This is a genomic window from uncultured Psychromonas sp. (genome assembly GCF_947489755.1).
Lineage (GTDB): Bacteria > Pseudomonadota > Gammaproteobacteria > Enterobacterales > Psychromonadaceae > Psychromonas.
Window position 1 is genome coordinate 65,208 of record NZ_CANLFB010000010.1, and the last position, 15,458, is coordinate 80,665.

General features: G+C 36.1%; 13 protein-coding genes. 4 read left to right on the forward strand and 9 right to left on the reverse strand.

The window, feature by feature from the left end; genetic code table 11:
* Nucleotides 1-8 precede the first annotated feature (8 nt).
* On the forward strand, nucleotides 9-1,487 hold the full coding sequence (gene glgA / locus Q0794_RS07650) for a glycogen synthase GlgA (RefSeq protein WP_298941144.1): 1,479 nt from the start codon (nucleotides 9-11) through the stop codon (nucleotides 1,485-1,487).
* Nucleotides 1,488-1,662: 175 nt separating this feature from the next.
* Here the strand turns inward: glgA and cysG are convergent, their stop codons facing one another.
* The 4 genes from cysG to Q0794_RS07670 all read right to left on the reverse strand — a co-directional run bounded on the left by cysG (nucleotide 1,663) and on the right by Q0794_RS07670 (nucleotide 5,756).
* Nucleotides 1,663-3,081 carry a siroheme synthase CysG gene (gene cysG / locus Q0794_RS07655; protein ID WP_298941145.1) on the reverse strand — a complete coding sequence of 473 codons (1,419 nt, stop codon included), beginning with the start codon at nucleotides 3,079-3,081 and terminating at the stop codon, nucleotides 1,663-1,665.
* Nucleotides 3,082-3,313: 232 nt separating this feature from the next.
* Nucleotides 3,314-3,718 carry a CBS domain-containing protein gene (locus Q0794_RS07660; protein ID WP_298941188.1) on the reverse strand — a complete coding sequence of 135 codons (405 nt, stop codon included), beginning with the start codon at nucleotides 3,716-3,718 and terminating at the stop codon, nucleotides 3,314-3,316.
* A gap of 179 nt (nucleotides 3,719-3,897) precedes the next feature.
* Nucleotides 3,898-4,833 carry a malate dehydrogenase gene (gene mdh, locus Q0794_RS07665; protein ID WP_298941146.1) on the reverse strand — a complete coding sequence of 312 codons (936 nt, stop codon included), beginning with the start codon at nucleotides 4,831-4,833 and terminating at the stop codon, nucleotides 3,898-3,900.
* 170 nt (nucleotides 4,834-5,003) lie between these two features.
* Nucleotides 5,004-5,756 (reverse strand): transporter substrate-binding domain-containing protein, encoded by a 753-nt coding sequence (locus Q0794_RS07670; protein ID WP_298941147.1) that lies wholly within the window; start codon nucleotides 5,754-5,756, stop codon nucleotides 5,004-5,006.
* A 197-nt stretch (nucleotides 5,757-5,953) separates the two neighbouring features.
* Between Q0794_RS07670 and argR the strand changes: the two genes are divergently transcribed.
* Entirely contained in the window at nucleotides 5,954-6,406 is a 453-nt protein-coding gene (argR, locus tag Q0794_RS07675) for a transcriptional regulator ArgR (protein ID WP_298941148.1), read from the forward strand.
* Nucleotides 6,407-6,541: 135 nt separating this feature from the next.
* The gene (locus Q0794_RS07680; RefSeq protein ID WP_298941149.1) at nucleotides 6,542-6,943 is read left to right on the forward strand and encodes a type IV pilin protein; all 402 of its coding nucleotides are present in this window, start codon (nucleotides 6,542-6,544) and stop codon (nucleotides 6,941-6,943) included.
* A gap of 131 nt (nucleotides 6,944-7,074) precedes the next feature.
* On the opposite strand, the gene Q0794_RS07685 is transcribed toward Q0794_RS07680, so the two are convergent.
* Genes Q0794_RS07685 through Q0794_RS07705 form a run of 5 tightly spaced genes read right to left on the reverse strand, consistent with a single transcriptional unit; the run spans nucleotide 7,075 to nucleotide 14,547 of the window.
* Nucleotides 7,075-8,997, reverse strand: a complete 1,923-nt coding sequence (locus Q0794_RS07685) for a transglycosylase SLT domain-containing protein (RefSeq protein WP_298941150.1) — start codon at nucleotides 8,995-8,997, stop codon at nucleotides 7,075-7,077.
* Between the two features lie 27 nt (nucleotides 8,998-9,024).
* A complete protein-coding gene (locus Q0794_RS07690; RefSeq protein WP_298941151.1) occupies nucleotides 9,025-10,629 on the reverse strand; it encodes an ABC transporter ATP-binding protein in 1,605 nt (534 codons plus the stop codon).
* Nucleotides 10,626-11,648 carry an ABC transporter permease gene (locus Q0794_RS07695; protein WP_298941189.1) on the reverse strand — a complete coding sequence of 341 codons (1,023 nt, stop codon included), beginning with the start codon at nucleotides 11,646-11,648 and terminating at the stop codon, nucleotides 10,626-10,628. Before Q0794_RS07695 ends, Q0794_RS07690 begins: the two co-directional genes overlap by 4 nt.
* 26 nt (nucleotides 11,649-11,674) lie before the next feature.
* Entirely contained in the window at nucleotides 11,675-12,757 is a 1,083-nt protein-coding gene (locus Q0794_RS07700) for a microcin C ABC transporter permease YejB (RefSeq protein ID WP_298941152.1), read from the reverse strand.
* Nucleotides 12,757-14,547: an extracellular solute-binding protein gene (locus Q0794_RS07705; RefSeq protein WP_298941153.1), complete on the reverse strand. Its 1,791-nt coding sequence runs from the start codon at nucleotides 14,545-14,547 to the stop codon at nucleotides 12,757-12,759. The genes Q0794_RS07700 and Q0794_RS07705 overlap by 1 nt, the downstream gene beginning before the upstream one ends.
* A gap of 356 nt (nucleotides 14,548-14,903) precedes the next feature.
* Here Q0794_RS07705 and raiA point away from each other — a divergent pair, with 356 nt between their 5' ends.
* Nucleotides 14,904-15,314 (forward strand): ribosome-associated translation inhibitor RaiA, encoded by a 411-nt coding sequence (gene raiA, locus Q0794_RS07710; protein ID WP_298941154.1) that lies wholly within the window; start codon nucleotides 14,904-14,906, stop codon nucleotides 15,312-15,314.
* Nucleotides 15,315-15,458 lie beyond the last annotated feature (144 nt).

The window sequence follows — 15,458 nt, forward strand, 5'->3', positions numbered from 1 at the left end:
AGTTTCCAGTGGATTCTCATAAATTGAAAGTTTTATTTATCTCATCTGAAGTTGAAGGTTTCTCTAAAACAGGTGGTCTTGCCGATGTAGCGAAATCTCTCCCGATTGAACTTCGTAATTTAGGTCACGAAGTCGTCATTGTGACTCCATTTTATCGCACGCTTAAGCAAAGAGAACATGCTAAACAAACGCACTTATTAAACTTACACACCGATTGTTCGCGACCAGATATTCAATTTTCAGTACAAGAGCTGTCATTGGATGGCATTAAAGTTTTAGGTATTGATAACGCACATTATTTTGATCGCCCTGGTCTATATGGTGAAGAAAACAACGCTTACCCTGATAACGGAGAACGTTTTGCATTCTTTAGCTTAGCTGCTTTACTGACTGCGCTAGCAGAAGATTTTTCACCCGATATTATTCATTGTAATGATTGGCATACTGGCTTAATCCCTTATTTATTAAAATCACGTTTCCATAACAATTCATTCTTTACCAATAGTAAAACCGTTATCACTAGCCATAACTCAGCATTTCAAGGGATTTTTGAAAAATCCCAATTAAACCTTATTCCTGAAGTAAGCGCATGTATGGATGAGCGTGTATTAGAAAATTACAGCTATATTAACTTTTTAAAAGTGGGCGTTCTTTATGCAGACAAAGTGAATACAGTCAGCCCTAACTATGCGAGTGAGCTGTTAACTACTTTAGGCTCTCATGGTATGTCGAACCACTTCATTGAACGCATTAGTGATTTCCAAGGGATATTAAATGGCTGTGATTATAATGACTGGAGTCCTGAAACAGATAAACTAATACCATTTAACTTTGATAGTAATGACCTTACCGGTAAACATAAATGTAAAGCCGCATTACAAGAAGAAGTGGGACTTTCAACACTAGATGTCCCAGTATTTGGGATGGTTTGCCGTTTAACAGACCAAAAAGGCTTTGGGTTAATCATCCCTATTCTGGAACGTTTCTTGAAACATAATGTACAGTTAATCATTGTCGGATCAGGCGATCCAAGTATTACCGGTCATTTAACGGCACTAGCAGGCCATTACCAAGATAATTTTAAGTTTATTGATGCTTATAGTAATGAGCTATCGCATTTAATTGAAGCGGGCTCTGACTTCTTTATGATGCCTTCTATATTCGAACCTTGTGGTTTGAATCAGCTCTATAGTTTAGCTTATGGCACACTGCCGATTGTCCGAGCTGTTGGAGGCTTAAAGGATACCGTTATTGACTATGACCAAGATCCAGATAATGCCAATGGTTTCATGTTTTATGATCCTAATCCCAACCAGTTATTAAACATATTGCGCCGTGCTTTATTGCTTTATATTGAGCAACCAGAGGAAATGTTACGCCTGAAAAAACAAGCAATGCAATCTCATTTCTATTGGTCTGACTCAGCTAAGCGTTATGAACGTTTATATCACGACGCATTGCACCTAGATCAACATTGGGAAAATTAAGCCTTCTACTTAAACAATATGCTTTTATTAAAACTACCTTTAACAAAAGCACTTAAAACTATAGTTTCAGATAGAGTCTAAAATAGACTCTAAAATTTAGCTTAAAAGCTTTAAAACAAAAAAGCCTGATGATGAATCAGGCTTTTTTATTGGCAAATTATTAGGTACAAATAATCTAAGATAAATTAACTAGAAACGGGTCTCGAGAGAGTTTCTTATTATTCTCACCTTTAAACCAAGCTAGTTTAGTGGATAAATGAACCACTTCACCAATAATCATTATCGTCGGCCCTTCTAAGCCCCCACCTAATGTAGATAATTCAGATAATGTCCCAGTAATAACTTGCTGCTCATTTGTTGTGCCTTTATTAATTAATGCGACAGGTGTATTTTGATCTCGCCCATTAATTAATAAATTAGTTTGGATCTCTTGTGCCCGCATCAACCCCATATAAACAACTAATGTTTGGTGTGGCGTAGCTAAGGATTTCCAATCTAATGCTTTACCATCTTCTTTTCTATGGCCTGTCACAAAGGTCACTGATTGAGCATAATCCCTATGCGTTAATGGGATACCAGCATAAGTACTACAGCCTGAAGCTGATGTGATGCCAGGAACAACTTGAAACGCAACACCCGCCTCAACAAGTTCTTCTAACTCTTCGCCGCCACGACCAAAGATAAACGAGTCGCCGCCTTTTAAACGTACTACTTTTTTACCTTGTTGTGCTAGTTCAACCAGCATTTGATTGGTACGAGATTGTTCAACCTCATGTTTACCGGCGGCTTTACCTACCGAAATTAAATCAGCATCACGACGCACTAAGTCTAATATCTCTTTAGAGACTAAACGGTCATATAAAACAACATCTGCTTGTTGCATCAGTTGTAATGCTTTTAACGTCAATAAAGAAGGGTCACCAGGACCAGCGCCAACCAGAGCAACATCGCCTTGAGCGACTTCTTCAGTTAAGTTATCTTCCATAAACTGCTGCGCTTGTTCAATTTGCCCTTTCTGTAATAGACTTGCTAAATCTCCATTACCAAACAATTTTTCCCAATATCGGCGACGTAAAGATTCTTTAGTAATCACCTGTTTCACGCGATGTCTAAATTCACCTGATATTTTCGCTAAACGCCCTAAATGCATAGGCAATAAAGTTTCTAAACGTTCCCGAATTAAGCGCGCTAATACCGGCGCTTTACCTCCACTCGAGATTGCCACAACAATAGGAGAGCGATCGACAATCGAAGGCATAATGAAACTACATAACTTAGGCTCATCAACGACATTAACTAGAATTTGTTTTTGCTCTGCTAATTGGGCGATATGTTCATTAATATCGTGCTGATTGGTTGCCGCAACGACTAGCCATTTATCATCAATCAATTCATCATAAAATTTTTCTTGAATCACTGTAAGTTGATTGTTTTTCGCTTTTTCTAATAAAGAATCAGAAATTTCAGGTGCACAGATAGTAATTGAAGCATGTGCTTTTAATAATAAATGCACTTTACGTGCTGCAATATCACCACCACCTACAACAAGGCAATGACGATTTTTTAATTTGGTAAAAATAGGAAGATAATCCATATATATCTCATTTAACTAGTCTAAGTCGACACTATAAAGAATAACAGGTGCAATATAAAAGACTTAAAGCACATTATTTATGATGTTTATGCATATCAATCATGTTCATTTTATTCATTAAACAATCCTTTTTAGGGAATAAAATGAGGCGGTAATCAATAGGGGAACACAAATGATAGCAATAGCATCAATATATTTAATAAAAAATATGAATGTAATTATACGCTAGTTCTTATTGAATAAGTGATCTAACTCCATCATGAATAGTAAATATACCAACAATATCGTCGCCATCCAGTACGGGTAAACAACTGATATCATGCGTTAACATTAATGATAATGCTTCTTTAACTGACGTATTAGGATCAACCACAATTGGCGAACGCGTCATCACTTGATGGGCAGGTCGTTGTGCTGTCTCTTTATCACGTACTGATTCTGCTTCAGTATCGAGGAAAGGGCTTAACGTTCGAAGCAGGTCACGATCACTAATTACACCTTGTAACTTCCCCTCTTCTACAACCAGTAAATGATGAAACCCAGCTTGTGAGAGTATATTTTGAAGCACTGGAATACGATCATCCATATCAACCGTGACAACTCTTGAAGTCATTACTTCTACCACTTTCATATTGATCCCTATTAATGCCAATCTAACGAGTGATTGCAATCAATGTACTTTCATTCATTTTCCTGACACGTAAATAAACCACTTATTTAATTAAATTATTCTAAAAACGTTCCGTTAATTATAGACATAAAAAAGGCCAGCAATAGCTGACCTTATCAATAATTTACAAAAAAACTAAAAGCAGATTAGCTATTTATAAAATCAACACCTTCTTGGATGTCTTTGTTAAGTGTTGCTAACATATCGTTTTTCGCTTTTTCTTCAAAAGCAGATAATTTACCGTATGATAAAATTTCAACAACACCGTTAACACCTAAACGTACAGGATGAGCGAAGTAAGGAGCATCGCCACCATCAATATCAACGTATGCGTAATCGACAACGTCTTCGCCTTGTAAACCTTTAACTAAAGATAAACAAAAACGAGCAGCAGCAGCGCCCATTGATAAAGTAGCAGAACCGCCACCCGCTTTAGCATTTACAACTTCAGTACCTGCATTCTGGATACGTGGTGTTAAGGCAGCAACTTCCTCTTCAGAGAACGTAACACCTTCAACTTGAGAAAGAAGTGGTAAAATAGTTGTACCTGAGTGACCGCCAATAACTGGCACTTTCACTTCAGCAACGTTTAGACCTTTAAGTTCAGCAACAAATGCTTCACTACGAATAACATCAAGCGTTGTTACACCGAATACACGGTTTTTATCGTAAGTACCGGCTTTTTTGAACACTTCAGCAACAATTGGAACCGTTCCGTTTACCGGGTTAGTGATAACACCAACTAATGCTTTAGGACAGTTAGCAACAATGCCTTCAGCTAATGTTTTGATAATACCAGCATTAACAGCGAACAAATCCGCACGATCCATGCCAGGCTTACGTGGCATACCTGCAGGAATAATAACGATATCAGCGCCAGTTAATGCAGCACCTAACGCGTCAGCACCAAAGCCTTCGACTTTAACAGCAGTTGGGATGTGAGATAAATCAACAGCAACACCAGGAACAACTGGAGCAACGTCATATAATGCTAATTCAGAACCAGCTGGTAGTTGAGTTTTTAATAATAATGACAACGCTTGACCAATACCACCTGCAGCACCAAGAACAGCAACTTTCATATTTTTCTCCAATGAAATAAAATGTTTAAGTATTTAAGAATAACCGTATGCATTCTAAAGTGAATAAATACGCATGTGTGAAAAATGTTAAATAATTGTGATGAATGTAAAATAGTAGCTTATTTTAAGGACTGATTACCACTACTTTGTGACTCGCCTTAATAACTATTTTAAGGGAAATATGACTGAAAGATCTTTGCATAAGTACCATTTTCAACAATTAGCTTCAAACCAAGGTTTAAACGGTCGCGTAAAACATGATTATTTTTCTTAACAGCAATACCGTAACCTTTAGAAAACTGTTCAATAAATACCGCTTCGGTTCTACTGATCACTAATGAGTTATCTTCTTGTTTACTTAAAAAATCATTAATAACAGCAAAATCAGCAAACACAGCATCAATTCGCGCTTGCTTCAAATCATTTAAAGCCGCTTGAGATGAATAATAAGACACGATATAACTGTTTTCTTTAGCAAATTTAATAAGATAATTTTGATTTGAGGTGTTAGCTTGCACCCCAATAAATTTTCCCGCTAATGAAAACTTTCCCTGCAGTTGTTCTTTACTGATAAAAACTGGCGGCACTTTATAGTAACTATCACTAAAATCGACTTTCTCTAGTCGCTCACTGGTGATATCCAACGCCGCAATGACAGCATCATAACGCCCAAAAGGTAAAGTAAGTAATAAGCCATCAAAACGATGATGTTCAAAGCTACATTTTAGATTAGCTTGCTCACAAATAGCCTTGGCAATATCGATGTCAAAACCTTCAATTTTTTTGTTATCAGATAAATATTCAAAAGGAAAATAGTTAGCATCAGTAGCAAACTTTACTTGTAATTGCTTTGGTGTATTTGCACTCAATGACGTTGATAATAAGAGGCAAAGAAACCCAATTTGACGAGAAAAAGAAATCATAATGAATCATCCTGATAATATAAATTTCATTCAAATTTTAGCAGAACTGCATTAAAGAAAGTAGCGATGCTTATATAAATACTATTATTTGCATTAAAACGAATAAATATGCAAAAAAAGTGACATTTAATCTATTAACGTAACGATGATTTAGATTAAGATACGAGCTTTATAATAATTTATACATAGGATGACAAATGCGACAGACTTCTGAACTAATGGACTTCTTTAAATGCCTACTTAAAAAAGAACATTTAAGCTCACAGAGCGAGATCGTCGATGCTCTAATAGAAGCTGGATTTACGCATATTAACCAATCTAAAGTGTCACGTATGTTAAGTAAAACAGGGGCGGTCAGAACGCGTAATGCAACGGGTGAAATGGTTTATTGTTTGCCTGCAGAGTTAGGTATTCCAGCGACCACCAGCCCTCTTAAAAACTTAGTGGTAGATATAGACAGAAATGATAGCTTAATTGTTATTCGCACTAGTCCAGGCGCAGCACAGTTAATCGCTCGTTTATTAGATTCAATGGGTAAAGCAGAAGGTATTTTAGGCACGATTGCTGGCGATGATACCATTTACATTGCACCTAGTAACACCCAAAAAATTGATGAAACATTGGCCGTTGTCCATAAACTCTTTGATTAACCTATTCATCACTCACACATTGATCAGTCATTTAAAACTGAGGTGTTGTGAATAAAACCCGCCTATTTCAGCCAATTTAATTTTAGTGCGATTTATTAATGCTTCTCTATACTCAATAAAAAGGGGGGAGTTAACATGAATCGACAATCAGGTTTTACGTTAATTGAATTATTAGTTTGCATGGTTATTTTAGCTATTCTTATATCAATATCTTATCCATCTTATCAAAGCTTCATCATCAAATTTCGACGCACTGACGCCCAAAGCGAATTAATTAAAGCTCAAGTAGAACAAAGTAGTTATCGTATTCTGCAACCATCATATACAACAGATATAAATATAGCGAGACTACCGACAACCCATGAACATTATGCTTTTAGTATTGTCTCGGCATCAGCTCATACCTATGTAATGAAAGCACAAGCTAAAGAGAGTAGCCCACAAAATAATGATAAAGCTGCCTGTAAAACGCTTTTTATTGATCAAAATAGTACGAAGACAAAAGATGGAAGTGAAGATAATACTTTTTGTTGGTAAGTATGATGCTAATGAATAAAAATGCTTAAATAATCATTGATATTCACTAACATCATATTTGAATAGTACTTATATAGAACTTAGATATTATTCATTAATTTGCTTAATATTTACCAATTAATATTAAGCAATTAATATTCACCAAGTAGCTCTTCAGTCTTCAAAAATTTCAAAGGCTTACCAAAAACATGTTGATAAATAACATTGTAAGCTAGAACATTTTGAACATAAGCACGTGTTTCATAAAAAGGGATAGTATCAACCCAGCTATCTATTTCGATGCCTTTGTTGCCTTTTTTCTTCTCTGCACTCACCCATCTATCAACACGATGTGGTCCTGCATTATAAGCCGCAGTTGCTAATACACGATTACCATTATAACGTTCTAACAAACCATTAAAGTAAGCCGTACCTAATCTAACGTTTATTTTACCGTCATCAAGTTGTGAAACATCATTGTAATTAGTTAACCCAATTAACTTAGCCGTTTCTTCGGCTGTTTTAGGCATTAATTGCATGTATCCACTCGCCCCAACAGGTGATTTTGCATGTTGATCAAAACTACTTTCTCGACGAGTGATCGCGTAGATATAAGTTTCTTCCAAATCATACTGTTTAGCAGCTTCAACAAATAACTCAGCACGTGCATTAGGGAAGCGAATACCCAATGCGTTCCAGCTTTTAGAGTTAATACTGGCTAATACAGAAAGATATGGCCAATCTTTATTATAAGCATATAAACCTAATTGCTGTTGCTGGCTTTTACTTTGCCCAGTTAATAAACGTTGCCATTGTCTTTTGGCTGGTACATTCAATTTATGAAATAATAGTTCTTCAATAATGGATAAATCTGGACTTAAATTAGCTAAACTACCTTTCTTCTCTGTAATGACCTGATTGTTAAGTGAAAAATTAACACCTAAACGTTGAGAAGCCATAAAACCATGAAAATTGCGACTTTTTGCCACTCTTTCAAATAAAGCAGTCGATTCTTTCTTTTGACCTTTATGCTCTAATACGCGAGCTTGCCAATACAACCAGTCTGATGAGTTTCGTCGTTCACTTGGTAATTGTGAAATCCAAAATTCAATATTTTTCCAATCAGTACGTTTAATTGCGTAACGTATACGTTGCTCAATTAATGATACATTAGCTAAACCACCTAGCTCTTTGTCTAACCATTCAAAATGTTGATTTTTATTGTTTTGCACAATAACACTAGCAAACTGTTTTTTAATACGTAATGACTCAGTAGGCGTAAACTTCACTTTTTTATCAAATTGCTGATAGGTCTTCATTGCTTGATCAATATCCACCTTGGCTAAACGCTGCAAAGTAGGGACTAAGACACTGAAACTTGGTGATTTTCGAGATGAAAACAGTTGGCTATTGGTTAACTTTTTAGGATCTTTTTGCAGTTCATACAATTCCGCAGCAATAGCGGCATTGCCTTTATCCATTCGAGCCATTAAAAACCGCATCAAACCTGCTTTATTTTTTATATAAGCAAGTTCGAAACGTTTCCAAATATCCTGTTGAGTTAATAAGTTATTATCTTGGTAGAAAACAAATACATCATCACATGCATTAGGAAGCGATGTACTTGATAACCAATACTTTTGGCCATCAGGCCAAGCCTGCTCTGCTTTTCCTGTTTTAATAGACGCTTGCAAATAATGGCACTTTAAGATCGGGTTATTAGGCATTCTTGGGAAAGCGACTAAAAATTGAGACCATCTTTTTTGTTGTGCTAATTGAAATAAATAAGCACGCTGTAGATCATCAGTAACCGTTTTCCCTTTATTGTGCTGAATGAAGTCTAGGACTTCTTTGTCACTAACATTAGCAAGGTTCGCATTTAAGTAATTATATCCAGCATAATAAGCGAGTGGATAATCAGCTATTTTTTCAATATTTTGATTGGCTTTTTGCCATTCTTTTTTCTCTTGTAAATCTAAAGTGTCAGTGAAAATTTCACGCTGAACATCTAAACTTAATGCACTACTTATGCTTGATGCAGAAAACAACAAACACCCTAAAATTAATTTTCTCATAACATCCCAATGTAAATAATAGATAATTTAAACATCATTCCACAAAATGGTCGATGATAGCAACTCTTGTGTATAAGGATGCTGTGCATTTTCAAATATAGTTGAAGTAAAACCTTGCTCAACTATTTCCCCCGCCTTCATGACCAGCACTCGATGACTCACCGCTTTAACCACTGATAAATCATGACTGATAAATAAATAACTTAATGAAAACTCTTTTTGTAATGCTTTTAATAATTCAATAATTTGTTTTTGAATACTTCTATCTAAGGCAGAGGTTGGTTCATCTAATACAATAAGCTTTGGTTTTAATATCAAAGCTCTTGCAATAGCAATTCGCTGACGCTGCCCACCTGAAAATTGATGCGGGTATCGATTAGCGGCACTTTCATCTAAACCAACTTTAATCAGTACCTGTGAAACTTGCTCATTAATATCTTGGTCACTTAAGGCTTTATCTCGATTAAATACATGTACGCCCTCAGCAATAATATCTCGTACTGACATTCTTGGGCTCAAGCTTGCGTAAGGATCTTGAAATACAATTTGCAACTCCTGACGAAGTGCTTGTAAATCGACTTTTGCTAGCCCATTAATACTTTGGCCTAGATAAACAACCTGACCAGTATGGTTATTCAAATGTAATAATGCTTGGGCTAAAGTACTTTTCCCTGAGCCACTTTCTCCGACTAACGCTAACGTTTCTGCTTCATGTATTTTTAATGATACATTTTTCACTACATCTAGTGATTTTGTCGTTTTCCCCCAAAAATTCTTTTTCACAGAAAAGCTTACATTCATATTTTCTGCTTCAAGAATCACTTTAGGATCAACGAGAGAAGCCATTTCTCCTGTTGGCACTGCATTTAACAGCTTCTTAGTATATGAATGGCCAGGAGAATCAAAAAGCACCTGTGTTGCTTGATACTCCACTTGCTGACCTTTACACATGACTAATACATGATCCGCAAACTGCTGAACAATATTAAGGTCATGAGTGATCAACAAAATAGCCATATTTAAACGTTGTTGCAATGATTTTAATAACGTCAGAATTTGTTTTTGAATCGTTGCATCTAAAGCTGTTGTTGGTTCGTCAGCAATTAATAGATTAGGTTCATTAGCAAGTGCCATCGCAATCATGACTCGTTGACGCTGCCCTCCTGATAATTCATGTGAATAAGCTTTTAAACGTGAACTTGGATTGTCTATTCCCACTAACTCTAATAACTCAAGCGTACGTAATTGCGCTTTTTTACCTGTTAAGCCTTTATGCAATAACAACGTCTCTTCGATCTGTTTTTCGATACTATGTAACGGATTTAATGACGTCATTGGTTCTTGAAAAATCATGCTTATTTTATTACCACGAACCGCTTCTAAAACAGCATCTGATTTTCCCATCAGAGATTGACCTTCAAAGATAATATCGCCACTAGGATGATGCGCATGTGGATAAGGTAGTAATTGCAGTATTGATAGTGCAGTCAATGATTTTCCAGAGCCGCTCTCACCAACAATCGCTAGTGTTTTACCTTCATCTAAATTAAAGCTAATGCCAGATAAGATATTTTGCTCTGCAAAACTAACGGCTAAATTATCGACTTTTAAAAGACACGATTGTTCGCTCATAATGTTTTCCTCGGGTCAAAAGCATCACGCGCGGCTTCGCCAATAAAAACTAATAACACTAAAATACTCGATAAAGAGATAAAAGCAGTAATGGCTAACCAAGGCGCATGTAAGTTTTCTTTACCTTGGGAGATCATTTCACCTAAAGAAGCAGATCCCAGCGGTAACCCGAATCCTAAAAAATCCAATGACGTTAACGTCGTTAATGCACCAGTAAATAAATAAGGCATAAAGGTTAAAGTCGCGATCATTGCATTAGGGAGAATATGTTTGAACATGATTTTACTGTCTTTTACGCCTAACGCTTTCGCCGCTTTAACATATTCTAAATGACGTCCACGTAGAAATTCAGCACGTACCACGCTCACTAAACTAGGCCAGCTAAAAAGAATCATTAACCCTAATAACCAAGTGAAGGTAGGCTCTACAAAGCTGGCTAAAATAATCAACATAAAGAGCATTGGTAACCCTTCCCATATTTCTAGGAAACGTTGCCCAATTAAATCTATTTTACCGCCATAGTAGCCCTGTATTGCCCCCACAATGACGCCAATAACTGAACTGACTATAGTAAGCGACAATGCAAAAATAACTGAAATACGAAACCCATACACTAAACGAGCAACCACATCTCGCCCTTGGTCGTCTGTACCTAACCAGTTAACAACATCTGGCGCCGAAGGTGCGGCACTGGTTAATTCATAATTAATCGAGTCATAATAAAATGGAATGAGCGGCCAAATCATCCATCCTTCTTTATTAATTTGTTGGGCCATATAAGGGTCTCGATAATCCGTGTTGATATCAAAATCACCGCCTAATTGATCTTCTGGGATATCTTGTACAATAGGGAAATACCAATTCGATTGATAAGACACCATGATCGGTTTGTCATTTACCCATACTTCCCCGATTAAACTGAGTAAAAATAAAATGCTAAAAATCCATAATGAATAATAACCGCGTTTATTGGCTTTAAACTGTGCCCATCGTTGATGGTTGCTTGGATTTTTTTTGATGCGTTGCCAAGTAAGTAATAACGACATTATTGACCCTCGAATGTAATGCGTGGATCGATTAAGGTATAGGTAATATCACTGATTAATTTAAGCACTAAACCAACTAACGTAAAGATATACAGAGAGCCAAAAATAACAGGGTAATCTCGCGTGATGACCGATTCAAAACTCAGTAAACCTAACCCATCTAATGAGAAGATAACTTCAATCAACATCGAGCCTGTAAAGAAAATACCAATTAATGCAGCAGGCAAACCAGCTAAGACTAATAACATTGCATTACGGAAAATATGACCATATAAAACACGATTTTTTGAACACCCTTTGGCTCGCGCAGTAATGACATATTGTTTATTAATTTCATCGAGAAAAGAGTTTTTAGTTAACATGGTGAGTGTTGCAAAGCTTGCCAATACACTTGCTAATATCGGCAGCACTAAATGCCAAAAATAATCTTTAATTTGTCCAAATAAAGTTAATTGTTCAAAGTTGTCTGACGTTAATCCTCGCAATGGAAACCAACTAACATAAGAGCCACCAGCAAATAACACCACTAAAATAATCGCAAAAATAAAAGCAGGAATCGCATAACCTATGGTGACAATGGTACTGGTCCAAACATCAAATTTAGTACCATGCGCCGTTGCTTTTTTGATGCCTAACGGAATAGAAATTAAATAAGCGAGTAACGTCGTCCATAAACCTAAAGAAATAGACACAGGCATTTTTTCGTAAATCAAATCAATGACACTCTTGTCTCGGTAAAAACTATCACCAAAATCAAAGTTAATATAACGCCACAACATTGAAAAATAACGCTCGACGAGAGGTTTATCAAAACCATATAACTTCTCTAGCGAGGCGATATATTCAGGATCAACTCCCTGTGCACCACGGTATTGACTGCCGCTATTTGAGCTTTGTTTTATCTCACTATTTGTACTCGATGTGACACGAGACGTCGCTTCAGAATTAATACCTTGATATTTAGCAATGGCTTGCTCAACAGGTCCACCTGGCGCGACTTGTACAATAAAAAAGTTAAGCGTCATGATGCCAATTAACGTTGGAATAATCAGCAACAGTCTTTTTAAAATGTATTGATGCATTATTGACTCTCTTGTTCAGCAACTGATTTTTTTGGTTGTTTACTCCACCAGGTATCTAAGCCTATATCATAATAAGGTGACACTTTAGGTCGAGAAAATTTATCCCAATACGCAATACGATAAGCGGGTAAATACCATTGAGGAATCACTATATGTTCAGATAACAAAACACGATCTAATGCTTTTGTTATATTAATAACTTCTTCACGTGTTGATGCAGCTGTTAACTGTTTCGTTAAGTCATCAATGACAGGAGAACAGATGCCAGCCCAATTCGATGTCCCGATCTCATTGGCACTATCACATCCCCAGAAAGTGGCTTGTTCATTACCAGGTGAAATGGATTGCCCCTTTCGTAACGACAACATATCAAACTCAAAATTGTTTAATCGATTAATAAATTGAGACACATCGACCAAACGCATATCAGTTTTAATGCCTATCCGTTGAAGGTTACGACGAAAGGGATGAATAACCCGTTCAAAGTCTTTGCTATACAATAAAAATTCAAAGTTTAATTGTTCACCCTGTTTATTTTGCATTTTACTGTCTTTTAACTCGTATCCTGCCTCTGATAATAATGTAACCGCTTGTCGCATTTGTTCTCTTACATTGCCATTACCCGATGTTTTATTACTGTCTATCGGCTTAAAAACAGATGCTGGAAGCTGATCTTTATAAGGTAATAATATTTTCTTTTCTGCTTCGCTTATCTCTATTTCAGTTGATAATTCAGATCCAGAATAAAAACTATCCACGCGTGTATAAGCGCCATAAAACAAAGTTTTGTTAGCCCATTCAAAATCAAATAATAAAGAGATCGCCTCTCGTACTTTAGGATCTTTAAATTTATCTCGACGTAAATTAAACCAAAAACCTTGCATGCCTTGAGGATTTTTATCCGCGATGGTCTCTAATATAATGTCGTTAGTATTAAATTGCTCACCAACATAACCAGTCGACCAACGCTTCGAGGAGGTTTCAAGTCGGTAATCAAACGCACTTGATTTAAAAGCTTCAAATGCAACCGCATCATCACGATAATAATCAACAATGATCTGATCAAAATTATAACGCCCTTTATTCACCCCAAGATCTTTCGCCCAATAGTCCGCGATTCGCTCATATACAATTTGCTTACCTGCATCAAAGCTTTTTACTTGATATGGACCAGATCCTAATGGCGTCACCAAACCACTTTTAGCGAAATCTTTATCTTTCCAAAAATGCTGAGGTAAAATGGGTATTTGGCCAATAATTAAGGGTAATTCGCGATTACCTATTTCTTTAAAATGAAAAGTAACCTTCAGCAATGCGTCTACGGTGACGTTTTCAACACCTGAGTAATATGACTTATAATGAGGTGATCCTTCGTTCACTAACAAATCAAAGCTAAACTTAACATCCTCGGCTGTAATCGCCTCACCATCATTAAATTTAGCATTCGGGTTAATTAAAAAACTAACAGAACTATAATCATCTGCGACCTTTATTTTTTCAGCAATTAATGCATATAAACTAAAAGGTTCATCAGTAGATTGAGCTAATAAGGTATCGTAAATACGTGTGATGTCAGCCGCTGCATTGCCCTTCACAATAAAGGGGTTTAGTGAGTCAAAACTCCCTACACTCGCTTGTTTGAAAGTCCCCCCCTTAGGAGCATCTGGATTGGCATATGCAAAGTGCTTAAAATTATTTTTATACTTAAGATCACCATACATACTAATGGCATCACTCCAAGATTCACTATTCGCAAAAAAACTTATTGGCAGTAGCGCGCAAAATATCAAAAGACGTATACACTTTATTATATTCATATTAGTAAAACTCAATCAGACTGAAAATAAAAAACAGGAGAGGACTAAAGATAACAAATGCTTAAGTTAATAAAAGGTTTTTAAATATAAAAAGGAGATGTAGAGAAGAAGGAATAAAAAAGGCGGAACTTATCAGTACTAAAGTGGACTAATTATTGGCAGTCAACAAGTAAAAGTTGAAATATTTTGAAGAAAATATAGCTAGCTCAAGAAATAAATCTGTTTAAGTAAAAGGCCTTATTAATGTGATCTATATCACTTGTAAATCACTTTAAAAAGCCTAATCTATTAAAGAACACAATAAAGTGTATAACAAAAAGGTGTCCTATATGAGAATTGAAATTACTAGCAAACAAATTACTATCACAGACACAATGCGCGCAAAAGTAGAAGAACGTTTCGAGAAACTACAGAAACTTCAAATTTCATTAATCAATCCCCATTTCATTATCACTAAAGAACCTAAAGGCGTTAAAATAGAAGGGACTATTGGGGTTCCAAACGGTAAAGTTTTTGCTCACGCTGAGCATGATGACTTATATGTGGGAATCAATCAGTTATTCTCAAAAATCGAACGTCAGCTAAATAAACATATTCATAAAGATGAAGCAAACCGTGCCAAGAATAATGGTAAAGACTTATGTCGTAACGGAGAAATTTCAGGAGAGGCTATTGAAGAGCCAGAAATTGAAATTGAATCAGATGCTGAGATCAAATTAAATAAAGAGTTTGTGGCTTAGTCATTTACTACTCACTAGAGCAATTAAATTACTGCTCGTAAAAAATAAGAAAAGGAGGTTAATAACCTCCTTTTTTGATCCTGTATTTTACGAAATACCAGCCTTTAAGAAAATAGTTATAAAGTGCCTTTTACAAAGCACTCA

Excerpts from the sequence above, each read along its gene's own strand:
- Q0794_RS07680 (WP_298941149.1), top strand. The coding sequence starts at position 6,542 with ATGAATCGACAATCAGGTTTTACGTTAATTGAATTATTAGTTTGCATG.
- cysG (WP_298941145.1), bottom strand. The coding sequence starts at position 3,081 with ATGGATTATCTTCCTATTTTTACCAAATTAAAAAATCGTCATTGCCTT.
- Q0794_RS07700 (WP_298941152.1), bottom strand. The coding sequence starts at position 12,757 with ATGCATCAATACATTTTAAAAAGACTGTTGCTGATTATTCCAACGTTA.
- argR (WP_298941148.1), top strand. The coding sequence starts at position 5,954 with ATGCGACAGACTTCTGAACTAATGGACTTCTTTAAATGCCTACTTAAA.
- Q0794_RS07690 (WP_298941151.1), bottom strand. The coding sequence starts at position 10,629 with ATGAGCGAACAATCGTGTCTTTTAAAAGTCGATAATTTAGCCGTTAGT.
- Q0794_RS07685 (WP_298941150.1), bottom strand. The coding sequence starts at position 8,997 with ATGAGAAAATTAATTTTAGGGTGTTTGTTGTTTTCTGCATCAAGCATA.
- mdh (WP_298941146.1), bottom strand. The coding sequence starts at position 4,833 with ATGAAAGTTGCTGTTCTTGGTGCTGCAGGTGGTATTGGTCAAGCGTTG.
- Q0794_RS07670 (WP_298941147.1), bottom strand. The coding sequence starts at position 5,756 with ATGATTTCTTTTTCTCGTCAAATTGGGTTTCTTTGCCTCTTATTATCA.
- raiA (WP_298941154.1), top strand. The coding sequence starts at position 14,904 with ATGAGAATTGAAATTACTAGCAAACAAATTACTATCACAGACACAATG.